The organism is Rhodoblastus acidophilus, assembly GCF_009720655.1.
Taxonomy (GTDB): Bacteria; Pseudomonadota; Alphaproteobacteria; order Rhizobiales; family Beijerinckiaceae; genus Rhodoblastus; species Rhodoblastus acidophilus_A.
Map to the genome: position 1 here is coordinate 26,148 of NZ_WNKS01000012.1, position 23,857 is coordinate 50,004.

Genomic DNA, 23,857 nt, shown 5'->3' on the forward strand with positions numbered 1-23,857 from the left:
TCAAGAGGCCGCTTCGTCGGCGACGAGACGCGGGGCGGACGGGAATTTGACGCCATCAAAAATCGCCGCCATCGGCAGGCTGATTTTCAGATTCGGCAAGTCGATGACCGCCTCCATGCCGCGCACGCGCTGTTCACGCCATTGCGCCGCGTCGTCTCGCATCCAAGCCAGCGCGAGCGGCTCATTGGGCTCGATCAGAATGATCGCGTCCACGCTCGTCAACGCTTTGTATTCGTCAAGTTTCTTGAACGTGTCGAAATCGCGCGTGCTTGGCGAGAGCACTTCGATGATGAGTTTCGGCAGCGCGGCTGTGGTTCCCTCGGGGTCGCGTGAGCCGCAATCGACGCCAACATCGGGCCGCCTGATCTGTCCGGGTCGCGTTTCGACGGCGCCGTCGCCGGTGAAGGGCCGGCATGGTCCGCCCCTGAGTCGCGTGCGGAGTTCGGCGACGAGGTTCACGACGATATCATCATGAACGTTTTTGGCGCCGGCCATCATCCTGAGCGGGAATCCGTCGACCAGTTCGTAGCGGTCGGCCTGCTTCTCCTGCCAGGCGAAGAACTCCCGGACTGTCCATTTGCGGTGGAGGGGCTCGGCCATGACTTGTTTCCTCGTTCCGGGCGCAGGATACTCTTCCGAAACCTACGAGTCACGAACCAGGACACAGCATGACGCCCGCCAAGATCGGCGTTCTCACCATTTCCGACCGCGCCAGCGCCGGGGTTTACGAGGATGTTTCGGGACCCGCCATTCGCGATTGGCTGGCCCGGGCGCTGAGCGTGCCTTTTGAACTCGACATGCGCGTCATCCCCGACGGGTTTGAGCGCGTGCGCGATGCGCTGATCGACATGGCCGATGTCTCCGGCTGCTGCCTCGTGCTGACCACCGGGGGGACCGGGCCGGCGCCGCGCGACCTCACCCCCGAGGCCACGCTCGCCGCCTGCCATCGCGAACTGCCGGGTTTCGGCGAGTTGATGAGGGCGAAGAGCCTGGAGCAGACGCCGACCGCGATTCTGTCGCGCCAGACCGCCGCCCATCGCGGGGCATGTCTGGTGGTGAACCTGCCGGGAAGTCCGCGCTCCATCGATTTGTGCCTGTCCGCCGTGTTTCCCGCCGTGCCCTATTGCGTGGAGCTGATCGGCGGGGCGTGGCTGGATACCAATCCGGAGGTCGTGCGGACGGTGCGGCCGAAGACATCGGCCTAGGCAATCATTCGTTGGTCGCCCAACGAATGATTGCTCAGGTTCCTTTGTTTTCGCAGGATTTTCATCCGAAAACCGGTAGCCACTTTTCGGAAATCCAGCTTAGGCGAGATATGGCGGGAACGCGTGGACTGGAAAGGCGTTCCCGGGGCGAGTCTGAACTTGCGACGCGCCGCGCATGACGACGGGACGGCGACGTTTTCGGACGAAACTGAAGCCGATTGAAGCGCGCCCCCTCATCCGTCTCGGCGCTGCGCGCCGATCCACCTTCTCCCGCAAGGGGAGAAGGAAGGCGACCCCGAGCCATAGAAGAAAATCAATTCCAGGTTGTGAATCGATGTGAAAAAACGACGTATTTCGCGCGTTTTTCTGCAGGTTTCGTGCAAAACGGCGCGAATTTCCTGAGTGTTTTCATAGATACAACCTTTGGGTTGCGCTGCGGCGGCGGGGCTGTTTTTCGCATAAAATTATTCTTAATCAGAGGCTTGCAAAACATTGTTTCACGTGGAACATATCATGAACATATTTTCACCCGTATTGTCCTTCGCTCTGCCCCTTGCCCCGCTTGCGCGGGGTGAGGGAACGCACGACATCTGAGACGCGGAGCTGCAAATCTGTTGCTGCATTGCATCACTTGCTGAAATCCGGGGTCCAAACGGGTTTTTTTCTTTCAAGACTTGCGTCAGACTGCGCAGCGTATCTTCCGGGGTGGGAATGGCTGGCCATGCGACCGAAAAATCCTCCAGCGCCAAAGCGCGGCGGCTGGTGGAGATGACCGCGGCCTATCGGCCGTTCGAGGGGTCGCCCGATGAGTTCATCGGCGCCGATGACCATCCGCGCGGCCATTGGCTCGAATTCTTCGACAAAATGGCCGGCTTGGGCGCCGCCGACATCGCCCGCCGATTCGAAACCATCGAACGCTCCATCCGCGAACAGGGCGTGTCCTACCGCGCCTATGGCGAAACCACCGAGCGCATCTGGCCGCTGAGCCACATGCCGCTGCTGATCTCGGAACGGGACTGGGCGGTCATCGAGGCCGGCGTCACCCAGCGCGCCGAAATTTTCGACGCCCTGCTCGCCGACCTCTATGGCAAGGGCGATCTGGTCCGCAACGGATTCCTGCCCGCCGCCGCCGTCACCGGCAGCTCCGATTTCCTGCATCCCATGGTCGGGGTGAAGCCGCGCGGCGGGCGCTGGCTCAGCCTCTACGCCGCCGACCTCGGGCGCGGGCCGGACGGGCAATGGTGGGTGCTGTCCGACCGCGTTCAGGCCCCTTCCGGCCTTGGCTATGCGCTCGAAAACCGCCTGAACCTGACCCGCGCCTTCCAGGCCATCTATCGCGACATGAACGTGCGCCGCCTCGCCCCGTTCTTCCAGGCGTTTCGCGGCGGCCTGGCCGCGCTCGCCTCGCGCTCGGACCCGCGCATCTGCCTCTATACCCCCGGCCCCTATTCCGAGACCTATTACGAACAGGCCTATCTCGCCCGTTACCTGGGCTTCGTGCTGGTGGAGGGCGCCGATCTCGTCGCGCGCGACGGGCTCGCCCATGTCCGCACCATCGCCGGCCTGAAGCGCGCCGATGTGATCTGGCGGCGCATCGACGCCGATTTCGCCGACCCGCTCGAACTGAAAAGCCGCTCGCAGCTCGGCGTGCCCGGTCTGGTCGAGACGATTCGCCAGGGCAATGTCGCCGTGGCCAACGCGCTCGGCTCGGGCGTCGCCGAAACCCCCGCCCTGCTCGGTTTTATCCCAGCGCTCGCCGGCCGGTTGCTCGGTGAAAAACTGCTGTTGCCCAATATCGCCACATGGTGGTGCGGGCAGGCGCGCGAGCGCGAACATGTGCTGTCGCGCTTGCAGGACATGGCCATCGCCCCCGCCTTTGGCGCGGCGCCGACGCGCTCGTTCCTCGGCGGCTCCGTGGTCGGCGGCGAACTGACGCCCGCCCAGCGCGAACGGCTGGCCGCCGCGATCCGGGCGCGCGGCGCCGATTACGTCGGGCAGGAGGTGGCGAGCCTGTCCACCACGCCCACCTGGGTGGGCTCGAAACTCGAACCGCGCCCCTTCGTGCTGCGCGTGTTCGCCGCGCTCGACGCGGACGGGAAATTCCACGTCATGCCCGGCGGGTTCTGCCGCATTTCCGACCGGCTCGATTCCCGCGCCGTCGCCATGGGCGCGGGCGTGCAGACCACCGACGTCTGGATCGTCGCCAACAGGCCGGTGGAGCAGACCACGCTGCTGCCGCAGACCGAAAACGTTTCCATTCGCCGCATCATGGGCAATCTGCCCAGCCGCGCCGCCGACAATCTGTTCTGGCTCGGCCGCTATCTGGAGCGCGCCGAGGCGACGCTGCGGCTGATCCGCTGCCTGGGCAAGCGCGTCATCGAGAACGAGGATTTGACCGCCGAGGGCGCGGCCACCGTGACGCGCTTGCGCAAACTGCTCACCGACTGGGGGTCCGTTCCCGCGAAGCCGAAGATCGCGCTGACGCCACAGGGGTTCTTGAACACCTCCCTGTTCAATGTCGACGAATTCGGCTCGGCCATCTCGCTGGCGCAGAACGCGCAGCGCACCGCGGCGGTGATCCGCGAGCGCCTGTCCGCCGACACCTGGCGCATCATTGTCGAGCTGGTGCAGGGCCTGCAAAACTGCCGCCCGCCGCTCGACGAGGCGGAGCTTCTGGAGCAGGCGGACATCGCGCTTCAGGCGATCGCCAGCATTTCCGGGCTGGCGCAGGAGAATATGAACCGCGTCGCCGGCTGGCGCTTCCTGGAAATGGGGCGCAGGCTGGAGCGTGGCGTCAACACCTGCCGCTTCATCCGCATCTTCGGCATGGAGCAGGCGCGCGGCGCCGATTTCGACGTGCTCCTGGATCTCATCGATTCCCAGATCACCTATCGCTCGCGCTATCTCATCGGCGTCGCCCCCTATCCCGTGCGCGACATCGCCCTGCTCGACCCCTACAATCCCCGCTCCGTCGCGTTTCAGGTGGAGCGTCTGGCCGAGCACATCGCCACCCTGCCGCTGCTGCGCCAGGACGGCATGATGGAGGAGCCGAACCGCATCGCCGTCAATGTGGACGCCGACCTGCGCACCACCAAGGCGGCGGAAGTGACGAGCGAATTCGTGCTGTCGGTCGAGCGGCGGCTGATGGCGCTCGCCGACGCCATCGGCGCGCGCTACTTCCTGCAGGGCGCGAACGCGGCGCAGGCCGAAAAACAGGTGGGCCTCGCGTGATTTACGACATCCGCCACATCACCACCTACGCCTACCAGTCGCCGGTGGCCTTTTCCCTCTGCGCCCTGCGGCTGCGCCCGACCAGCCGCGCCGGCCAAAAAGTCTTGTCCGTGGCGGTGGAGCTCGATCCGCCGGCCGCGCAGCGCACGTCGCGCTCCTGCTTTTTCGGCAATTCCTTTGAAATCGTCCGCATCGACGATGAACATCGCGCCCTGAAGGTGTCGGCGACGGCGCGGATCGCGGTGGCGCGGCCGGAGCCGCCCGCGGTCACCCCGCCCTGGGAAGAGGTGCGCCAGCAGGCGTTTGGCGTTCACGACCTCGGGGCGCAATCGCCCGCCCATTTCATCTATGCCAGCCGCACCGTGTCGCTCGACGAGCCCGTGGTCGCCTATGCGCGCGAAAGTTTTCCGCCCGGCTGCGAAATTCTGGCGGGCGCCCGCGACCTGATGCGGCGCATCTGGGAGGATTTTGATTACGACCCCAAGGCGACGCTGGTCTCGACCCCGCTCGGCGAAGCTTTTATGAAAAAGAAGGGGGTGTGCCAGGATTTCGCTCACATCATGATCGCCGGTTTGCGCGGATTGGGCCTGCCGGCGCGCTATGTCAGCGGCTATCTGCGCACCGTGCCGCCGCCCGGCAAGGAGCGGCTTGAGGGCGCCGACGCCACCCACGCCTGGGTCGCCATCTGGTGCGGCCCGTTCGACGGCTGGGTCGGCCTCGACCCGACCAACAACATTCTGGTCGGCGACGACCATATCATCCTGGCGGAAGGCCGCGATTACGCGGATGTGGCGCCGATCGAGGGGGTGATCCTGTTCACGGGCGGGCAGGACGTGTCCGTGGCGGTGGACGTCATCCCCGTCGCGACGGAAAACGCGCCGCCAACCTTTCCGTGAGACTTAAGAGCGGGCGAGAGCGTTGTGCTCCCGGGAGGGAGCCATGCTCGACTGTCTGGTGATCGGCGGGCCGTCTCGACGTCATTGCGCGTGTTCCAGCCTGCGCGCGGCGCCGCGCGCCTTCTTCGCCGCCAGCACCAGCGGCACGCATTGCCGGGGATCGTCATGGATCACCACGCAATCCATGCACTGGAAACATTCGGCATAGACCACGTCGCCGCCGCGCTCGATGGCGCCATAGCGGCATTTGACCCGGCACATCTGGCAGGGCGAGCCGCATTCCTTGCGGCGCGGAATCCAGTTCCAGCGCCTGACAAAACTCAACGCGGAAAAGGTCGCGCCGAGCGGGCACAGGTAGCGGCAGAAGAATTTGTAGTGGAACATGCCGAGGATCAGAAGCGCGACCGCGTAGAGCACGAACGGCGCGGAGCGGATGAAGATCAACGTGATGGAGGTCTTGAACGGCTCGATCTCAGCGACCTTTTCCGCCTGAGACGAGAAGACGAGCGCTGTGACCAGAATGACAGCCAGCACCAAGAATTTCGGCAGCCGCGCCAGCCGCTCGTAGCGCTGCGGCAATGAAAACTGCCGCAGCTTGGTCACGCGCGCGATCTCGCCAAAAAACTCCTGCAAGGCGCCGAACGGGCACAGCCAGCCGCAAAAGGTTCCGCGCCCCCAGATGAACAGGGCGACGAGACCGAACACGGTCACCATCAGCGTCGGCGGATCCCAGAGGAAGAACTGGAACGTCCCCTCCCCCCTGATCGCCTTGACCAGGCCGAACAGCCAGACAATGGAAAGCTGCGCCTGCGCGATCCAGCCGATGAAAACGAGCGTGAAGGCGAGGAAGGCCAAGCGAAAAATTTTGAACGCGCGCGGCGAACGCGCCAGCCATTTTTGCCGCGCCAGGGCGAAGGCGAGCACGACGAGACCGCCCGCCAGAATGGAAATGTCGCGCGCCCGGCTCGCCCAGATCGAGCCGAGACCGAGGCCCTTGTCCTCTGGCGGAAGGTCGAAAAGCTCTTGCGGCAGGCTGTAGTCCAGCTTGAAATCACGCGAGAATTTTTCGGGATAGACGATGCCCTTTTCGCGAATGACGCGGATCGAAAATTGCGAAGGCGTCGCCGGATCGAAGGCGGCTTCCGGCGCGATGCGCATCACCGCTGCGTCGGCATTCGAAAATTCCGGGAGATCGAGCCGGTCGCGCCAGACGAAATCGCGCCAGGCGACGGGCGCGTCGCCTTGGGCGAGGCCGATCAGGTCGGGCGTGGCGCCGGGCACGAAATTTTCCGGCATGAACGTCCAGCGTCCCGCCGAAATCACCATCATGGCGGGGGCGCCGTCGAGCTGGTCCATCAGCTTGCGCCAGTTGGCCTCACCCAGCAGATTGCGCCCGACGATGGGGACATCGGCCTCGGCCAAATAGATGTCGGCGAAGGCGTCGTTCGGGGCTCTTAGCGCCTCGTCGTCGAGCCTTTCGCCCTCCGTGCCCTTAAAAGCGTTCTCCACCTCCGCATTGCTCACGCTAAGGCGACGGACATAGCCGCGCTCCAGCAACTGGCCAAAAGTCAACGGCTCGAAAATCTCTTCCTTGATGCGGGCGACCCGGTTGGGGTCGCGCCCTTTCGAAAAGCCAAGTTTTTCGCGCGCCACCTGCAAGGCCGAATTGACGATGGTCTCGTTGATGATGCGCACGGAGGCCGTGGCTTTTGACACGCCGTCGATTTCCGCCGCCACGCCCTCGCGGTTTTTCGCGGCGACACGGCCGGGCGGGACGATCTTGATCGACTGGTTGAGGGACAAGCCCTCATATTGCTTGACGAAATCGTTGAGCGGCTCCGGCCCGAGCCCGTCGACGAACACCGGCTCGTGCTGCGACAGCACGCGCACGCTCAGCAGAGCGCCATTGGGCCGCAGGGCGATGGCCAGGTTGACCGGCGTTCCGGAAAAGCCGGGGATCGGCTGGAAATCCTCGGATTCAAAGAGATAGGCGACGAGGACGTCGTCGTTGTAGCTCTGCTTGTAGATCGGCCAGACCGGCAGGGCGGGATCGCGGTCGTGGACGATGAAGGGCTTGGGAAACAGGGTTTCGACGCCGGCGCGATCAAGGGTTCCCGCCACGGCCGAGCTCCACCAGCCCAGCAGCAGCAAAGCCGCGCCCACACGCGCGGAGAGCCATGCCCCGCGCCTTCTCCTGATCGGCATTCCCACCCTCACCCGCGCATTTCGCGCTGTTGTTCGCCAGATCCGGCGAACCAAGTCGGGCCGGGATCAGGCCGGCAAAGGTTGTGCGAGGCGGAAAACATCGCCTATAGTACTTTCTCACAATTGCGCGCGGCCCCGCCCGCAACAGCGGCAAAACGGGTCCGAAGACGCAAAAAATCCGCCTTCGGGCGAAGGGAGCGTCGGTTGGGAGTGAGCGAAAGGGTGGTGGATCGCGCCGAGGGCGTGGTGATCGCCTCCAGCGGCGCGGTCGGCGCCGAACGGGCCGCCCGCGAGATCGCCGCGCAGGTCGTCGCGCAATTAGCGCCCGGCGAGACGCCGGCCGAGGCGCTGGCCGGCCTCGTCTGCTTTGTCTGCGCCTGTTATGACGCCGCCCTGTTCGCCGCCGAGATCGAAACGGCGCTGCCGGGCGTAGAGATCTACGGCTGCACCACGGCGGGCGAACTCGCCCCGGAGGGCTGGACCTCGAATTCCATTGTGGCGCTTGGTTTCCTGCGTCGCGATTTCACACTGGCCGCACAGCTCGTCGAGGACTTGTCCCATTTTTCCGTCGAGGCGGGGCGCGCCGCCTTCACCGAGACGCGCGACGCGCTGATCGCCAGCAACCCGCGCATCGAGCCGGAACACTGTTTCGGCCTGCTGCTGATCGACGGCCTGTGCCGGCGCGAGGAGGCGGTGATTTCCGCCCTCTATTCCGCGCTCGACGAAATTCCCGTGGTCGGCGGTTCGGCGGGCGACTCCTTGAGCTTCGACAAGACTTTCATGATCAGCGGCGGAAAGGTGCACCGGGACGCCGCCCTGCTGCTGCTGTTCCATACCGACCTGCGGTTCGCGCCGTTCAAATGCGATTATTTCGAGCCGACGCAGAACAAGATGGTGGTGACGGACGCCGACACGGAAGCGCGCATCGTCCGCGAACTCAACGCCGAACCGGCGGCGACCGAATATGCCCGCGCGGTGGGGGTGATGGAGAGCAAGCTGGAGCCTTCCTCCTTCGCCTCGCATCCCGTTCTGGTGGGCGTCGGCGGCCAATATTACGCCCGCTCCATTCAAAAAGTGAACCCTGACGGCTCGCTGTCCTTCTTCTGCGCCATCGACGAGGGACTGGTGCTCACGGTCGCCCGGCCGCGCGACCCCTATGAAAGCACGCTCGCGACGTTCGAAAGCATGGAGGAGCAGATCGGCCCGGTGTCGCTCTACATCGGCTTCGATTGCGTGCTGCGCCGGCTCGACGCCGAGCGCCGGCAGATTTCGCGCCGCCTTTCCGAGCTCTACCGCGCCAGAAAAGTGATTGGGTTCAACACTTATGGAGAACAATTCCGCTCCATGCACGTCAATCAAACCTTCACCGGAATCGCGCTGGGCAAACGCGACCGGGGGGATGCGGCGGAATGAACATGAACCTGCACGGTCGCGAGAGTGTTGAGGAGCTGCAACGGCGCATCGCCAAGCTGGAAAAGATCAACAGCGCGCTGATGTCGCGGGTTGAGCGCTCGGTGGACAGCCAGTTCAACGCTTTCTCACTGTTCGAAACGGCCATTTCGCTCGATCATCAGGTGCGCCGCCGCACCGCGGAACTGTCGCAGGCGATGCGCTCGCTGGAAAAGGCCAAGCGCCAGGCCGAAGCCGCCTCCTCGCTGAAGACGACGTTTGTCACCTCGGTCGGCCACGATCTGTTGCAGCCGTTGAACGCCGCGCGGCTCGCCCTGTCGGCGCTCGGCGAACTCCCGGCCGCGCCGGAAGCGAGCGTGCTGGTCGAGCAGGTCGATCGCAGCCTCGTCGCGCTGGAGGATTTGATCCGCACCCTGCTCGACCTGTCGAAACTCGACGCCGGCGTGATGAAGCCGGATCTGCGCGATTTCGAGCTGAACGAAGTGCTGGAGCCGCTGGCGCGGGATTTCGCCTATTTCGCGCAGAAACGCGGACTGAAACTCAAAATTTTTCCCTCAAAACTTTATGTCCGCTCCGACCCGTCCATGCTGCGGCGCATCCTGCAAAACCTGCTCGCCAACGCCTTGCGCTACACCGCGCATGGCGGCGTCCTGGTGGGCGCGCGACGGCGCGGCGACCGGGTGATGGTGCAGGTGTCCGACACCGGGCCGGGCATTCCGGAAGCCAAGCGCGAGGCGATTTTCCAGGAATTCAAGCGCGCCCACAGCGACATTCCCGGCGAGACCGGGTTTGGCTTGGGGCTGGCCATCGTGCGCCGCTTCGCCCAGGCGCTCGACCATCCGATCCGGCTCGCCTCGAACATTGGGCGCGGCTCGACTTTTTCTGTGCGCCTGCCGGGGGCTGCGCCTGCGCCCAAAGATCTGCCCGCCCCGCCGCCGCTGATGCGGCTGTTCCACTCCCCCGTCGCGGGCGCGAAAATCCTGCTGATCGAGAACGAGCCCTCGGTGAGCGAGGCCATGGTTGCGCTTCTGGAGCGCTGGGGCTGCGACGTGGCGGTGGCGACCTCCGGCGACGAGGCGCTCGAGCGCTTGCGCGCCCTGCCGACGGCGCCGCACATTGTCATCGCCGACCTGCACCTCAACAATGACGAGCGCGGCACCCAGGCGATTTCGCGGGTCCGGGCGACGCTGGGATCGGAAGTCCCCGCGCTGATCGTCACCGCCGACCATTCGGCGAAGTCCGAGGAAGAGGTGCGCGCGGCGGGGCTGGAAATGCTGCGCAAGCCGGTTCGTCCGGCGGAGATGCGGTCGCTGCTGTCGTTTCTGCTGACGTGAGCTTCAGGGCAGCGGGGTCAAAGGCGCGCCGAACTCGGCGATGCTGGCCTTGATCCTTGCCAGCCAATCCGTCTTTCCCCGGGCATGGACGGCCGGGCCGCGTTCACCGTCAAGGCGCTGCGCCGCCAGTCGAAACATCCTGCTGTTCCGGCGTGACCCTATGCGTCGGCCAACGTCGGCCAGGCGGATCGCTTCGTCGCGCGCGCCCGCGCCGTGCCGCGCCAACAAGTGTTGCGCCACGTCGTCGATCTCCGTTGGCGAGATGCGAAAAAACCACGAGTTCATGAGGATCCCATCCGCCTGGCGAGCACGACTGATTCGGCACAACTGATATCATCGACGCGCCAAGTTCAGAACGCCATTCGGGCGTCGAAATAACGCAAGCGCGGCATGTCAGTCGTAAACCGGAACGCCGCCGCTATACCCCAGCCGCGACCAAACCCTCTGTAAAAATTTGCGTTTTCCGGGAACGCCGGCGCGCCGCAACCGTTCTCCCGCGACCGGATGCGTGCTGAGGACAAAAATGGTCATTCACAACAAGAAGCTGCGGCAGCGGCAGGGCCGAGGCGCAGCTCAGTTCGGAAGAGGATCGGTTGATCTCGGCCTACAGCCCCCGCACGCTCCGATCCCGATACGCAGCCACCACCGGCGCGAACCTCGGCTCCGAAGTCCGTCACTGAAAAGAAGGAAATCGTCCATGCCGCATGAAGCCTTACAAAATCTGTTCATCGCCGGACTGAGCAACGCCCATGCGATGGAGGCGCAGGCCGAGCAACTGCTCAAGCGCCAGATTGAGCGCCTCGACGATTTTCCGGATATTAAGATGCGCCTTGAGGAGCATCTGGAGGAGACCTACACCCAGCAGCGGCGCATCGACGCGATCCTGGAAAATTATGGCGAAACCGCCTCCACGCTGAAGGACGCGGCCATGTCGCTGTTCGGCAATCTGGCGGCGGTGGCGCACATGCCCGCGGACGACGAGGTGCTCAAAAACGCCTTCGCCAGCTTCGCCTTCGAAAACTACGAGACGGCCGCATATAACTCCTTGATTTCCATAGCGGAAGCCTTGGGCGAAACCGGCGCCATCGGACCGCTGCGGCAATCCTGCGAGGAAGAGCATGCCATGGCGGACTGGCTGTCGAGCCAACTCGATTCCGTGACGCGGCGGTTCATCCAGAAGGCTGCGTAAGCCTTAGGCTTCCAACTGTCTCCCGGCGGCGCTATCCTGCGCCGCCGGGAGTTTTTGCGTGAGCGCTGAATTCGATCTCGTCATTATTGGAGCGGGTGCGGCGGGGGTTGGCGCCGCGCGGCGTCTGGCCGGCGAAAATTTTTCTGTTCTGGCGCTGGAGGCGGCGCCTCGCGTCGGCGGACGCGTCTTCACGACCCAGATCAAGGATATGCATCTCGACTTTGGCGCGGAATGGCTGCATTCAGCCGCCCGCAATCCCTGGACCGATATGGCCGGACGCCTGGGCTTCGCGCTCGACCGGCGCCGCGCCAACTGGTGGATGCAATACAAAAACCTCGGCTTTTCCGTCGAGGAGCAGGCGGCGGCGGGCGCGGCCTATGCCGCCTGGAGCGAGGCGCTTGCTGGCGCGCCCGGGGATTGCGCGGCGAAAGTTTTGGCGCCCGAAAGCGCGTGGAGCGGCTATATCCGCGCCATCGCCGGTTACGTCAGCGGCGCGGAACTCGAAGCCATGTCGGCGCGCGATTACGCCGCCTATGACGAGGCCTCGACCTCCGACAACTGGCGCATCTTCGAGGGTTTTGGGGCGCTGACCGCCGCCGCATGGCCCGAAAAAATTCCGCTGCGGCTGGCGACCGCCGTCACGTCGGTGACGCTGCCGCCGGGCGGCGTCGCGCTCTCCACCCGCGCCGGCAGGATTTTCGCGCGGACTGTGGTCTGCACCGTCTCAACCGACGTGCTCGCGGGCGTGTCGATCCGCTGGCCCCGCGAATTCGCCCCCTGGCGCGAAGCCGCCGCCCATCTGCCGCTCGGGCGCAACGAAAAACTGTTCTTCGAAATCCTCGACGACCGCTGTTTTGAGGCCGACACGCATCTGATCGGCGATCCGCGCGATCCCGCGACCGCCGCCTATGACATAAGGCCGTTTGGCCGGCCCGTGATCGAATGTTTTTTGGGCGGCGCCAGCGCTCTGGCGATGGAGCGGGATGGCCCCGCCAGCGCTTTTTCCAACGCGCTGGACGCGCTCGTCCGGCTGTTCGGCGCGGACGTCCGCCGCGCGCTGAGGCCGCTTGTCGCCACCCATTGGGGCCGCGACCCGCGCATCGGCGGCGCCTACAGTTACGCCCTGCCCGGCTGCGCAGGGTCGCGCGAAAAACTCGCGAGACCCTTCGAAGACAGGTTTTTTTTCGCTGGCGAGGCCACCGACCCCCGGGATTTCACCGCCGCCCACGGCGCCTACGCCAGCGGCTGGCGCGCGGCCGAGGAAGCGCTCGCCGCGCTGGCGCGCCGGCGCTGAACCGGGAAACCGGCTCCTGTGAAGCGTCCAGGCGCATCGACGCCCTGAAGGCGAAACGCGACACGCGCGCCCTTGCGCCGCCGCAAAACCGCCCGACAAAGGAAATAGGACTTATTGAGAGTGGGAAAAGCCGCGCTCGCGGTGGTTTAATTGCTCCGTGTCATTTTCCGTCGCTCGATCTTGCGCAATAACGAGGGACGACGGGATCACCAAGAGCTTGACGCCAGTCAGGCCGCAAGATTCTAGCGGAGCAAACAGGCCATGAACGGCAAAATTCTCACCCTTTCCGCGTCTCTCATCCTCGGCGGCGCCGCCGGGGCGCTGGCGCAGACCGGCGCCGCGCCCGCTCCGACGGCGGCCGCCCCCATCGTGGGCGATCCCGCAGCCGGCGAAAAGGTTTTCCGCGTTTGCCGTCAGTGCCACCACATCGGCCGCGGCGCGACCAATTTTTATGGCCCGGTGCTCAACGGCCTGATCGGCCGGCCCGCCGGCTCCGTGCCCGGCTACAATTACTCCGAGGCCAACAAGACTTCGGGCAAAACCTGGGACGTGCCGACGCTGACCTCCTATCTGCGCCAGCCCCAGCATGACGTGCCCAAGACCTACATGACCTTCGCCGGGATCAAGAGCGACAAGGAAATCGCCGACGTCATCGCCTATATCGGCCAGTACGATCGCTCCGGCGCCAAGAAGGGCGACCCGCAATAAGGCTGGCTTCAGGTCCGCGAAGAGTGCGCCGCCGTTTCCGGCGGCGTTTTCTTTTGCTGGATCAGCCTTGCAATGATGTCCGCCGCCGCCGCGGCCCCATCCTCCGCGCCGATCCGCGCGGCCATCTCACCGGCGCGCAGCGCGTAATCCGGCGTTTCCAGCAGGTGGCGCAGCGCCTCGACGGCCCCAACAGCTGAAAATTTCGCGCGCGGCAGCACGCGCGCGACGCCCAGCCGCGCAATGCGCGCCGCATTGTCGGGCTGGTCAGCGAAGAAGGGCGCGATCAGTTGCGGTTTTCCCGCGCGCAAGGCCTGGACGGCGGTTCCGGCGCCGCCATGATGCAGGATCGCCGCGGCGCGGGCGAAAACCCGGGAATGCGGGGCGTAGCCCCAGATCAGCAGGTCGTCGCCCTCGGGCGCGCCAATGCCGCGGGCGTCATCGCGCCCGGCGATCACCAGCGCGCGGCGCCCGAGCGCGCGGGCCGCCGCGACGCCATCGCGCAAGACATCGGCGCCGCCAAGCGCGGCGAAACTGCCCAGCGTGAGCACGACCGGCGGCGCCCCGGCGGCGAGAAAGGCTTCGACCTCCGGGGCGAGTTCTTGGGTCTCGCCGCCATCGTGAAAGGTGGCGCCCAGGCCAAGCGAGCCCTTGGGCGCCGTCATGAGCAGCGGCGAGAACAGCCCAAGGACGTCGAGGGCGTCTCCCGGATCGAGGAAAGGCAGATCGCGCGCCGACGGCAGGCCCATGGCGGCGCGCAGGCGGCGCGCGCGCCGGGTGAACGGACGAAAGGCGAGACGCAGCGAAGACGCCAGCGAGCGGTTCCACATCTGGCCGATTTTTCCCGGCGCGCGCACGAAGGGCGCGGTTCCCAGAATCGGCGGGTCCTCGGGCTGTAGCAGCAGGGTCGGCGACAGCAGCACATGGACGTAAGGCACGCCAAAATTTTCGGCCGCCAGTTGAGCGGCATAGGCGATGTGGTGGCAGACCACCAGATCGGCGCCGGCGACGATCGGCATGAGATCGCGCACGCTTTCGGCGAGAAAGTCCTGCGAGAAGCGGACGACGGCGAGATCGTCGGTGAGCAGTTCCTTGACGAAGGCGTCGGCGCTCACGCCCATCAGGCGCAAGGCGTCGCCCTCGTCAGGGCCGATTCCCGAAAAACTCAGTCCCTCGCGCTCGAACAGCGGGCGATAGTGGCCGCTGGTCGCCGCGACCACCTCGAAACCCCTTTCTTGCAGCGCCTTTCCGAGTGCGATGAAGGGATGAATGTCTCCGTGTGAACCGAGAGTCGCCAGAACAATTTTTGCCGTCATGGCGCATATGAACCACCGGGCGCCCCCAGGAGCAAGCCCAATTGCTTGGCCCCGGCCAAGATCGGCGAACTTCCGTTCACCGATCTCGGCCTGGTCCTGTCCGACGCGTTTTCTTCACGCGAACCGGCAGCCACTTCGCTTGAAAACGCTATGGTCCAGGGCTTATGAAGGCGCGCGAAGGATAGGGACATCATGAAGGATTTTTTCAACGGCGAAGACCATATCGTTCTGGCTCTCGACGACGTCAGCGTGAACGTGTCCTGCGGCCTGCATCCCTGGGAGCGCCATCCCGAGCGCCCGACGCGGCTGATTATCTCCGTGCGCCTGTTCGCGCCGCTCGCCACCGCGCGCGCCGAGCAGATGAAGATCATCGACTATGACAAGGTGCGCAACCGCATCCTGGCGCTGGAGAAGGACGGCCATATCGATCTGCTGGAGACCGTGGCGGACCGCGTGGTCGACGCCTGTTTCGGCGACAAGCGCGTCGTCGCCTGCCAGGTCTGCGTGCGCAAGCCCGACATTTACAACGAGACGCGCGGCGCGGGCATAAACCTGTTTCGAACGCGCGAACGCTGGAGCCCTCCGGCTTGAAGGCCGTAAAGGCGGCTCTCATAACCGGCGCCTCCAGCCGGCTGGCGTCGCCGCTGGCGCGCTTTTTTGCCGGGCGCGGCTACGCCCTGCTGCTGCACCAGCGCCGGCCGCGCAAAAATGTTGCGGCCCTCGCCGAGGACCTGCGCGACCAGGGCGCGACGGTCGAGGTCATGACGCATGATTTCGCCGAGCGCGCCAATATCGAGATTTTCTGCGCGCGAATGGCCGAACCGTTCGGGTTCCCGGAGGCGATCGTCAACAACGCCTCGAATTTCGTCCACGATTTTCCCGGCGCCGGCAACGCAGACCTGTTGGCGGAAAGCTTTCTGGTCCACATGCTCGCGCCCTTCATGATTCTGGAGACGGCCTGCAAGGCAAAGCGCGCGGAACAAAAACTCAGCGTGTTCAACATCCTCGATCAAAAACTGCTCAATCTCAATCCGGACTATTATTCCTATACGCTGGGCAAATCCGGCCTGATGACGATGACCGAAATCTGGGGGCGCGCGGGGCGTGACGACGTGCGCGTCTTCGGCCTGCTGCCCGGCCTGATGTTTCCCTCGGGGCCGCAGAGCGACGAGCGTTTTGTTGCGGATTCAGCCAAAATCCCCACGGGGCGCGCGCTGCCGCCCGGGGACCTCTGCGCGCTCATCGGCTTTTTGCTGGACCATCCCGACATGCCCGGCGCGCTGTTCCCGCTCGACGGCGGCGAGCACCTTTTGGCGCGGCGCCGCGACGTGGCGTTCGAGTAGTTTATTCGCCGTTGCCGCCGTTGAGCAGGTTCTTGCGCTTGCTCAGCGCCGCGCCCGCATGGTCCATGAAGGCGCGCACGCGCGCCGCATGGCGCAGGTCCGGGTGGGTCAACAGCCACAGGTCCGCGCCGCGCCCGCTCATCGGTTCGTCGATGCAGACGATTTCGGGATGCTGGTCGCCGACGAAGCGCGGCAGGAAACCGACGCCAAGGCCCTCGCCGATGCAGCGGGCGAGGCCGACGACCGTGTTGACGCGCATGGCGATGCGGTGGCGCGGGATGCTTTTTTCAATCCAGTCCAAAACCTCGACGCCGCCGAAATGCTCGTTGAAGCCGATGTAAGCATGGTCATCCGCATTGGGATTGAAGCCCGGCTTGTGCAGAAATTTGGCGATGTAGCGCCCCCACACCGACGCGCCGATGCGCCGGCCAACAAGGGTTTCCGGCGGGGCGTAGGTCGAGCGCACGGCGATGTCGGCGTCGCGTCGCGACAGGTTCAGGGGCTGGTTCATCACCAGCACGTCGAGATGGATGTCGGGATAGGCTTTTCGAAAACTGGTGAGGACGGGGGCGAGCAGGTAGCTGAACAGGGCGTCGTTGGTGGTGACGCGCAGCAGGCCCGATGGCTTTTCGTCGCGGCCGGCGATGCGGCGCTCGAAGTCGGTGACGTCGCGGCCCATGCGCTCGGCGAGCGCGATCATCTCTTGCCCGGCGGCGGTGGCGGCATAGCCGTTGCGCGAGCGCTCGAAAAGTTTGGCGCCGATCGCCGTCTCGAGCGCGCCGAGGCGGCGGAATACGGTGGAATGGTTGAGGTTCAAGGCCGCCGCCGCCCCAACCAGGGAGCCGGATTCGGCTATCCCCCGAACGAGGCGGAAATCGTCCCAAGAAATCTGGTTCATTGCCGCCAGGGTAAGGACTTTTGGGCGGTTTTCAAGGGCGCGGCGCGGCGGCGCGGGCGAGCCGGTCGTTGATCGCCTCGCCAAGGCCCTGGTTGGGGATCGGCGCCACCGCGATGCGCATCGCGCCGCTCGCGTCGAGCGTCCTTAAGGCGCTGAAGAGATTGGCCGCGGCCTCCTCCAGATCGCCCGATGGCGAGAGATCGAAGGCGCCGGCGAACTGGCCGGCGAAATCGAGGCCGGTCTCGCCGGGCTCCAGTTCGCGGGCGTTGAGGCGCACGCTGGCGCCCGGCGCGTAATGCGAGGCGAGCAGGCCAGGGGCCAGCGGCTGCGAATCACCTGGTTCAGCGCCGGCGAGCCCCATTCCCAAAAAGACCTCGATGTCTTCGCGAGCGACGCCCCCGGGGCGGAGCAGGCGCGGCGTGTCGTCGAGCAGCGCGACAATGGTCGATTCGACGCCGACCGCGCAGGCGCCGCCATCCAGGACCGCGTCGATGCGGTCCTCGAGATCGGCGAGCACATGGTCCGCCGTCGCCGGGCTGACATGGCCAGAGCGATTGGCGGACGGCGCGGCGATCGGGCGCCCCGCCGCGGCGATCAGGTCGCGCGCGATGTTTGCGGCGGGCATGCGCAGGCCGATGCTCGGCAGCCCGGCGCGGGCGAGGTCGCAGACGCTCGCGGTTTCGGCCAGCGGCACGACCAGGGTGAGCGGCCCAGGCCAGAATTTTTGCGCCAGCTTTTCCGCCAGCGGCGAAAACGTGCCCTCGCGCCGCGCCTGCTCAAGACTGGCGACGTGCGCGATCAGCGGGTTGAAGCGCGGGCGGCCCTTGGCCTCGTAAATGCCGGCGACGGCGCGCGGATTGGTCGCGTCGGCGCCGAGGCCGTAAACGGTCTCGGTGGGAAAGGCGACGAGGCCGCCCTCCCGCAGAATTCGCGCCGCCTGCGCCTCGCCCGCCGCATCGGCTTGAAGGCGCAGCGTCGTTCGGGCGTGTATCATGCGTGATCCATTGACTGATGGGCAGGCTTGGTTCATATCTAAACCAAATCCGGCGACAAGAAGTGCATGACATCAGGCCGGGCTGCTGGCAAGCGGGGGGAGGCTCATGGACATCGAAACGACCGTCGCCGACGGCGTGCTGGAATTCACACTCAATCGGCCGGCGAAGAAAAACGCGCTGACCGAGGCCATGTATCTGGCCATGCTCGAGGGTTTCGCCAAGGCCGAGGCGGACGACAGCATCGGCGCTGTCCTGATCCGGGCGAAAGGCGACGTGTTTTCCGCCGGCAACGACATCGGCGATTTCATCTCCGCCGTCCAGAAGGGCCACGGGCTCGCGGCGGCGGATTTCGTGCGCAAACTCGCCAGTTTTCCCAAACCGCTGGTGGCGGCGGTGAACGGGCTGGCGGTCGGCGTCGGCTGCACGCTGTTGCTGCATTGCGACCTTGTCTATGCGAGCGAAGCGGCGCGGTTTTCCCTGCCCTTCGTCGATCTCGGCCTGCCGCCGGAGGCGGGTTCGTCGCTGCTGCTGCCGCGCCGCATCGGCATGGCGCGGGCCAGCGCCATGCTGCTGCTGGCCGAGACAATGGACGCGCGCGAGGCGAAGGAGGCCGGACTGGTCAATGGCGTGGTCGCCGACGACGAACTGGCGGGCGTCGCGCGCGAAAAGGCGAGAAGGCTGGCCTCAAAACCGCGCGCGGCGCTGATGGAGTCGCGGCGGCTGCTGCGCGGCGACGCCTCAGAGATTTCCGCGCGCATGGAGGAGGAGTTCAAGTCCTTCGTCGCCGCGCTGCGCTCGCCGCAAACCCAGGCCGTGTTCGCCGCCTTCCTCGCCAAGAGCAAACAGGAGTCCCAATGACCTCGCTGGTTGGCAAAACCCTTTTCATCACCGGCGCCTCGCGCGGCATCGGCCTCGCCATTGCGCTGCGCGCCGCGCGCGACGGCGCCAATGTCGCGATCGCGGCCAAGACCACGGAGCCGCATCCCAAACTGCCCGGCACGATTTTCACGGCGGCGGAAGAAATCGAGGCGGCGGGCGGCAAGGCGCTGCCGCTGGCGGTCGATGTGCGCGACGAGGCGCAGGTCGCCGCCGCCCTGGCGCAGACAGTGGAAAAATTTGGCGGACTGGACATTGTCGTCAACAACGCCTCGGCCATTGCGCTCGGCGACAGCCAGACCATCGACATGAAGCGTTTTGACCTGATGCAGCAGATCAACGCGCGCGGCTCCTACATGACGGCAAAGCTCGCCGTTCCCTATCTGGCGAAAGCGGAAAACCCGCACATCCTGATGCTGTCGCCGCCGCTCGACATGAAGGAAAAATGGTTTGCGGCGCATACGGCCTATTCCATGGCCAAGTTCGGCATGAGCCTCGCGGTGCTGGGGCTGGCCGGCGAGTTGCGCGCCAAGGGGATCGCCGTCAACGCGCTGTGGCCGCGCACCACCATCGCCACCGCCGCCGTCAACAATCTTTTGGGAGGGGCGCAACTGATGCGCGCCTCGCGCCAACCTGAGATCATGGGCGACGCCGCGCATGCGATTTTCGTCTCGCCGAGCCGGGAGACGACCGGACAGTTTTTCATCGACGACGTGCTGCTGGCGAGCCGGGGCGTGACGGATTTCGATGTTTACCGCGTCGACCCGACCTCGCCGCTCGCGCCCGACTTTTTCGTGCCGGAGGACACGCCGGTTCCGGCGGGGGTGAGCTTGAAGCCGGTTGGCTAACGGGCATGTCCCTCGCGGCGGCCGCGCGTCCCCTCGCCCCGCTTTAGCGATTAGAGGGACAGGGTGAGGGGCTTCCCGCGACCTTGCGATTGCCGGAAGCAGTAACGAAGAACGAGCCCAATTCGGAATCTCCCCCTCACCTCAACCCTCTCCCCGTTCCCGGAGAGAGGGAGATGATACGTTTGACGCGCCGCCCCCGCGGATTTAACAGGGGGCGACAGCGCGCAAAAAAAGAGTCGGGGCCATGGCCGTTTACACCGATGTCACGGACGAGGCCCTTTACGCCTTTCTCACCGATTACAATCTCGGCCCGGCCCTGTCCTTCAAGGGCATCGCCGAGGGGGTGGAAAACTCCAACTACCTCCTCCATTGCGAGGCCGGCTATTTCATCCTCACCCTCTATGAAAAGCGGGTGAACCCGGCCGATCTCCCCTTCTTCCTCGGCCTGATGGAGCATCTTTCCGCGCGAGGGCTCACCTGCCCCGTGCCGGTCCAGCGCCGCGACGGCGGGGCGCTGGGCGAACTGGCGGGACGGCCGGCGGCGCTGGTCACGTTTCTCGACGGCGTTTCGACCAGAAAACCCGACGCAAACCATTGCCTCGAAACCGGCCGCGCGCTGGCGCGGCTTCATCTCGCCGGCGACGGTTTTGAGCTTCACCGCGACAATGCGCTGGCGCTGCCCCACTGGCGGCCCCTGTTCGACGCCGCTCGCGAAAAAGCCGACACAGTCGCCCCCGGCCTCGCCGGTGAGATCACGCGCGAACTCGACGCGCTGGAGGCCGACTGGCCACACGACCTGCCAAAAGGCATCATTCACGCCGACCTGTTTCCCGACAACGTGTTCTTCATCGGCAAGAAACTGTCGGGGCTGATCGACTTCTACTTCGCCTGCGACGATTCCTACGCCTATGATCTGGCGATCTGCCTGAACGCCTGGTGCTTCGAGCCCGGCGGCGCCTTCAACGCCACCAAGGGCCGGGCGCTGCTGCAAGGCTATGAGGGCCTGCGGCGGCTCGACGCCGGGGAGCGCGCCGCCCTGCCGATCCTGTCGCGCGGCGCCGCCATGCGCTTCCTGCTGACCCGGCTCTACGACTGGCTCAACGTGCCGCCCGGCGCGCTGGTCAAGCCGAAGAACCCGCTCGACTACCTCACCCGGCTGCGCTTTCACCAGCGGATAACCTCCTCCTCCGAATATGGACTGGACGTTTGACCAAACGCGTCGCGATCTGGACCGACGGCGCCTGTTCCGGCAATCCCGGACCCGGCGGCTGGGGCGCCATTCTCACCTTCAACGGGGCGGAAAAAGAGTTTTGCGGCGGCGAGCCGCAGACGACCAACAACCGCATGGAGCTGCTCGCGGCCATCTCGGCGCTTGAGGCCCTCACCCGCTCCTGCGCCGTCGATGTGCACACGGATTCGCAATATGTGCGCCAGGGCGTGACCGGCTGGGTGCACAACTGGAAGCGCAACGGCTGGCGCACGGCGGACAAAAAACCAGTGAAAAACGACGACCTGTGGAAGCGCCTTGACGAGGCCGCCAACCGCCACGATGTCGACTGGCATTGGGTGAAGGGCCATGCCGGCGACCCCATGAATGAGCGGGCCGACGCCCTGGCGCGGGCGGGCATGGCCCCCTTCCTCAAGCGGCCCGCCCCGGAAAAGCCCAAATTTTAGGGTCCTTGCCTGCTTGCGCCCGCTTGAGCTAAGTGTATGCGGCGAAAAAACGGATCACGGATGTTCAGGCTCGATTTCGCCGCTCTGCGGCTGTTTGCTCTCTCACTTGTCGCTCTTGCCGGGCTGTTGGCGCTGGCCCCCTCGGCGCATGCGCAGAGCTGCAACGAGGACATCGCCGCCTTCGGCCAGAAGCGCAACGCGGCCATCCAGGCGCTCAACGCGATCTCGAAAGCGCATGGCGGCAAGCTCGATCCGATCGCGGCCTGCCCGGCGTTGAAAAACTTGAGCGCGGTTGAGGCGCAAATGGGCGCCTACCTCGTCAAGAACAAGGAATGGTGCAACATTCCCGAAGATTTTCTCAACAATTTCAAGACGGGAACGGCGCGCACCGGCGGCATGGCCAAGCAGGCCTGCGACCTCGCCGCCAAGGTCAAGCAAATGCAGCAGAACGGCGGCATGGGCGCCGCCGCCGCGCCGCCGCCCGTAAAGCTGCCCGGCGGGCCGCTTTAAACCATGTCGGGGGCGGCCCTCCTTCCCGATTCCAGCGCCCACGGGATCTGGAGCAGGCTGCCGGCGTCGTGGATGCCCTATGTGCAACTGGCCCGGCTCGACCGTCCCGTCGGCTGGCAATTGCTCCTGGCGCCCTGCCTGTCCTCGACCTGCCTCGCCGCCATCGCTCATGCGGAAAAACCGCGTTTCGACCTTCTCATCCTGTTCACGCTCGGCGCCATCGCCATGCGCGGCGCGGGCTCCACCTTCAACGATTTCATCGACCGCAACATCGACGCCAAGGTCGAGCGCACACGACAGCGCCCGCTGGCGTCGGGCCGGGTCACGCCCCTGGCCGCGGCGATCTTCCTGATGGCGCAGTGCCTGGTCGGGCTCTATGTGCTGCTGTCGCTGAACCTGTTCTCGATCTTCGTCGGCTTCGCCTCGCTGCTGCCCGTCGCCATCTATCCGTTCATGAAGCGGATCACCTCCTGGCCGCAGGCGGTGCTCGGTCTCGCCTTCTCCTGGGGCGCGCTGATCGGCTGGTCCGCCGTGACCGGCGAGCTCGCCGCGCCGGCCTTTTGGCTTTACGCTTCGTGCATTCTCTGGACCATCGGCTATGACACGATCTATGCCGTCCAGGACCGCCGCGACGACATTGAGGCGGGCGTGAAATCCACCGCTTTGCTGTTCGGCGAGTACCTCGTCCCCGTGGTCGCCCTGCTCTATTTCGGCGCGGTGGTTCTGGCGGAGGTGGCGCTGCTCAAGGCGGGCGCGGGATTGTTGGCGCAAGCCGGGCTGGTCGCCTTCGGCGTCCATCTCGCCCGTCAGGTGCGTCGTCTCGTCGGCGCCGACGAGAAGGAAGCGCTCAAACTGTTCCGGTCGAACGGCGCGGCTGGCTTCCTGCTGTTCGGCGGACTGCTCGCTGAAAACCTGCTGTTCCTTTTCGTCTGAACCGACGGGCCGAGCGCTTGGCCGCCTGATGGACGCCTCATTTTGAACATGGCTTTTCGGCAATGCCGTTCACGTTCAAAAATGAAAGGTCCGGCATGATCAGGATGGGTTGCCTCGCCGCTTCGGCGCTCGCGCTTTCGCTCGTCGCCTTCGAGGCCCGCGCCGACAGTCGCGTGGTGGACGGCGTTCTCGGCGCGGGCGCCGGCGCGCTGGTCGGCGGGCCCGTCGGCCTCGTGGCGGGCGGCGTGATCGGCTACTCGGCGGGCCCGAGCATATCCTGCGCGATGCGGAGCAATTGCCGCCGCCATCGTCATCACCGCCACCACCGCCACTGACGGATGGGGAGGCTTCGCGGGCAAACGGATTTCTTCGCTTCGCTCACTCGTAGCAGATGATCTCGCGTTCGTCGCGATGCACAGCCTGCGCGCCGGTCCGCACCGGCTTGCGGAACGCGGACATGCGCGAGCGCCGGCGCTTGAGCGGCCAGCCGCGCTTGCGCGGCTGCGCGGCGCCGAGCACCAGCGCGCCCAGGCGGCCATCAAGCGCCACCTGGAGTTCGCCCGCTCCCTGAGCGAGGCGCGGCAGCCCAAAAAATTTGGCCCAGCCGCGCCATTCCGCGACCAGCGCCTCGGGATCGCGGTTTTCCGCCAGCGTCACCCGCAATTCGGGGTCCGAATGGTCGAGTTCGAGGCGATACCAGGTTTCCCGGGCCTCCTCCACGACCGACAGCGCGACGCCGCGATAGGCGCACACCGGCAAAGCGAGCCTCATGCGCACGCCGGCGAGGCTGCGGTCGATGCGGATCGTGTCGGCGCCCAGGGTGATCCGGCGCTGGCCGCCGTCAGCGCGCGGATCCATGGCCACAATGCAGGCGAGAGGGGCGTGAAACGACATGGCGGGCTCCCAAAACTTTGGTCTGGCCTCATCTTCCCGCCGCCACGCCTCCGCCGGCCTAAGAATTTGCTGAAAATTGTACGCAATCGCCCCCACGGCGC

General features: G+C 65.6%; 24 protein-coding genes. 17 read left to right on the forward strand and 7 right to left on the reverse strand.

Going from position 1 to position 23,857, the window contains the following annotated elements:
• Positions 1-600, reverse strand: a complete 600-nt coding sequence (locus GJ654_RS13185) for a Uma2 family endonuclease (protein ID WP_155446636.1) — start codon at positions 598-600, stop codon at positions 1-3.
• A 68-nt stretch (positions 601-668) separates the two neighbouring features.
• On the opposite strand from GJ654_RS13185, the gene mog reads away from it, so the two are divergent.
• From mog to GJ654_RS13205, 3 genes are all read left to right on the forward strand, one after another.
• Complete coding sequence (gene mog, locus GJ654_RS13190; protein WP_155446637.1) at positions 669-1,205, forward strand: molybdopterin adenylyltransferase; 537 nt, start codon at positions 669-671, stop codon at positions 1,203-1,205.
• Between the two features lie 711 nt (positions 1,206-1,916).
• The gene (locus GJ654_RS13200; protein WP_155446639.1) at positions 1,917-4,436 is read left to right on the forward strand and encodes a circularly permuted type 2 ATP-grasp protein; all 2,520 of its coding nucleotides are present in this window, start codon (positions 1,917-1,919) and stop codon (positions 4,434-4,436) included.
• Positions 4,433-5,332, forward strand: coding sequence for a transglutaminase family protein (locus GJ654_RS13205; RefSeq protein WP_264586248.1), 900 nt, complete (start codon positions 4,433-4,435; stop codon positions 5,330-5,332). Before GJ654_RS13200 ends, GJ654_RS13205 begins: the two co-directional genes overlap by 4 nt.
• 81 nt (positions 5,333-5,413) lie before the next feature.
• Here GJ654_RS13205 and GJ654_RS13210 read toward each other — a convergent pair whose 3' ends face one another.
• Complete coding sequence (locus GJ654_RS13210) at positions 5,414-7,537, reverse strand: 4Fe-4S binding protein (protein ID WP_155446640.1); 2,124 nt, start codon at positions 7,535-7,537, stop codon at positions 5,414-5,416.
• Positions 7,538-7,747: 210 nt separating this feature from the next.
• Between GJ654_RS13210 and GJ654_RS13215 the strand changes: the two genes are divergently transcribed.
• Both GJ654_RS13215 and GJ654_RS13220 read left to right on the forward strand, forming a co-directional pair.
• On the forward strand, positions 7,748-8,950 hold the full coding sequence (locus GJ654_RS13215) for an FIST N-terminal domain-containing protein (protein ID WP_264586247.1): 1,203 nt from the start codon (positions 7,748-7,750) through the stop codon (positions 8,948-8,950).
• Positions 8,947-10,281 carry a hybrid sensor histidine kinase/response regulator gene (locus GJ654_RS13220; RefSeq protein WP_155446641.1) on the forward strand — a complete coding sequence of 445 codons (1,335 nt, stop codon included), beginning with the start codon at positions 8,947-8,949 and terminating at the stop codon, positions 10,279-10,281. Before GJ654_RS13215 ends, GJ654_RS13220 begins: the two co-directional genes overlap by 4 nt.
• Positions 10,282-10,284: 3 nt before the next feature.
• Here the strand turns inward: GJ654_RS13220 and GJ654_RS13225 are convergent, their stop codons facing one another.
• Positions 10,285-10,608, reverse strand: a complete 324-nt coding sequence (locus GJ654_RS13225) for a hypothetical protein (protein ID WP_155446642.1) — start codon at positions 10,606-10,608, stop codon at positions 10,285-10,287.
• 370 nt (positions 10,609-10,978) lie between these two features.
• Here GJ654_RS13225 and GJ654_RS13230 point away from each other — a divergent pair, with 370 nt between their 5' ends.
• From GJ654_RS13230 to GJ654_RS13240, 3 genes are all read left to right on the forward strand, one after another.
• Complete coding sequence (locus GJ654_RS13230) at positions 10,979-11,470, forward strand: ferritin-like domain-containing protein (RefSeq protein WP_155446643.1); 492 nt, start codon at positions 10,979-10,981, stop codon at positions 11,468-11,470.
• 58 nt (positions 11,471-11,528) lie between these two features.
• The gene (locus tag GJ654_RS13235; protein ID WP_264586246.1) at positions 11,529-12,764 is read left to right on the forward strand and encodes a flavin monoamine oxidase family protein; all 1,236 of its coding nucleotides are present in this window, start codon (positions 11,529-11,531) and stop codon (positions 12,762-12,764) included.
• Between the two features lie 261 nt (positions 12,765-13,025).
• Positions 13,026-13,472 carry a c-type cytochrome gene (locus GJ654_RS13240; RefSeq protein ID WP_155446644.1) on the forward strand — a complete coding sequence of 149 codons (447 nt, stop codon included), beginning with the start codon at positions 13,026-13,028 and terminating at the stop codon, positions 13,470-13,472.
• Positions 13,473-13,480: 8 nt separating this feature from the next.
• Here GJ654_RS13240 and GJ654_RS13245 read toward each other — a convergent pair whose 3' ends face one another.
• The gene (locus GJ654_RS13245) at positions 13,481-14,785 is read right to left on the reverse strand and encodes a glycosyltransferase (RefSeq protein WP_155446645.1); all 1,305 of its coding nucleotides are present in this window, start codon (positions 14,783-14,785) and stop codon (positions 13,481-13,483) included.
• A 192-nt stretch (positions 14,786-14,977) separates the two neighbouring features.
• Here GJ654_RS13245 and GJ654_RS13250 point away from each other — a divergent pair, with 192 nt between their 5' ends.
• The gene (locus GJ654_RS13250; protein WP_155446646.1) at positions 14,978-15,376 is read left to right on the forward strand and encodes a dihydroneopterin aldolase; all 399 of its coding nucleotides are present in this window, start codon (positions 14,978-14,980) and stop codon (positions 15,374-15,376) included.
• Positions 15,373-16,128, forward strand: coding sequence for an SDR family NAD(P)-dependent oxidoreductase (locus GJ654_RS13255; RefSeq protein ID WP_196305551.1), 756 nt, complete (start codon positions 15,373-15,375; stop codon positions 16,126-16,128). The genes GJ654_RS13250 and GJ654_RS13255 overlap by 4 nt, the downstream gene beginning before the upstream one ends.
• Position 16,129: 1 nt before the next feature.
• Here the strand turns inward: GJ654_RS13255 and GJ654_RS13260 are convergent, their stop codons facing one another.
• Together GJ654_RS13260 and GJ654_RS13265 are read right to left on the reverse strand one after the other, a co-directional pair.
• Positions 16,130-17,026, reverse strand: coding sequence for a LysR family transcriptional regulator (locus tag GJ654_RS13260; RefSeq protein WP_155446648.1), 897 nt, complete (start codon positions 17,024-17,026; stop codon positions 16,130-16,132).
• A 31-nt stretch (positions 17,027-17,057) separates the two neighbouring features.
• Complete coding sequence (locus GJ654_RS13265) at positions 17,058-18,020, reverse strand: L-threonylcarbamoyladenylate synthase (RefSeq protein ID WP_155446649.1); 963 nt, start codon at positions 18,018-18,020, stop codon at positions 17,058-17,060.
• A 106-nt stretch (positions 18,021-18,126) separates the two neighbouring features.
• Between GJ654_RS13265 and GJ654_RS13270 the strand changes: the two genes are divergently transcribed.
• The 7 genes from GJ654_RS13270 (at position 18,127) to GJ654_RS13300 (ending at position 23,197) form a co-directional block, all read left to right on the forward strand.
• On the forward strand, positions 18,127-18,879 hold the full coding sequence (locus GJ654_RS13270) for an enoyl-CoA hydratase (RefSeq protein WP_155446650.1): 753 nt from the start codon (positions 18,127-18,129) through the stop codon (positions 18,877-18,879).
• Positions 18,876-19,745, forward strand: a complete 870-nt coding sequence (locus tag GJ654_RS13275) for an SDR family oxidoreductase (RefSeq protein ID WP_155446651.1) — start codon at positions 18,876-18,878, stop codon at positions 19,743-19,745. Before GJ654_RS13270 ends, GJ654_RS13275 begins: the two co-directional genes overlap by 4 nt.
• Before the next feature lie 244 nt (positions 19,746-19,989).
• Complete coding sequence (gene thrB / locus GJ654_RS13280; protein WP_155446652.1) at positions 19,990-20,955, forward strand: homoserine kinase; 966 nt, start codon at positions 19,990-19,992, stop codon at positions 20,953-20,955.
• Positions 20,952-21,419 (forward strand): ribonuclease HI, encoded by a 468-nt coding sequence (rnhA, locus tag GJ654_RS13285; protein ID WP_155446653.1) that lies wholly within the window; start codon positions 20,952-20,954, stop codon positions 21,417-21,419. Before thrB ends, rnhA begins: the two co-directional genes overlap by 4 nt.
• A 60-nt stretch (positions 21,420-21,479) precedes the next feature.
• The gene (locus GJ654_RS13290; RefSeq protein WP_155446654.1) at positions 21,480-21,929 is read left to right on the forward strand and encodes a hypothetical protein; all 450 of its coding nucleotides are present in this window, start codon (positions 21,480-21,482) and stop codon (positions 21,927-21,929) included.
• 3 nt (positions 21,930-21,932) lie between these two features.
• The gene (gene ubiA / locus GJ654_RS13295) at positions 21,933-22,862 is read left to right on the forward strand and encodes a 4-hydroxybenzoate octaprenyltransferase (protein ID WP_155446655.1); all 930 of its coding nucleotides are present in this window, start codon (positions 21,933-21,935) and stop codon (positions 22,860-22,862) included.
• Positions 22,863-22,957: 95 nt separating this feature from the next.
• A complete protein-coding gene (locus tag GJ654_RS13300) occupies positions 22,958-23,197 on the forward strand; it encodes a hypothetical protein (RefSeq protein WP_155446656.1) in 240 nt (79 codons plus the stop codon).
• 43 nt (positions 23,198-23,240) lie between these two features.
• Here the strand turns inward: GJ654_RS13300 and GJ654_RS13305 are convergent, their stop codons facing one another.
• Positions 23,241-23,756 carry a DUF6101 family protein gene (locus GJ654_RS13305; protein WP_155446657.1) on the reverse strand — a complete coding sequence of 172 codons (516 nt, stop codon included), beginning with the start codon at positions 23,754-23,756 and terminating at the stop codon, positions 23,241-23,243.
• Positions 23,757-23,857 lie beyond the last annotated feature (101 nt).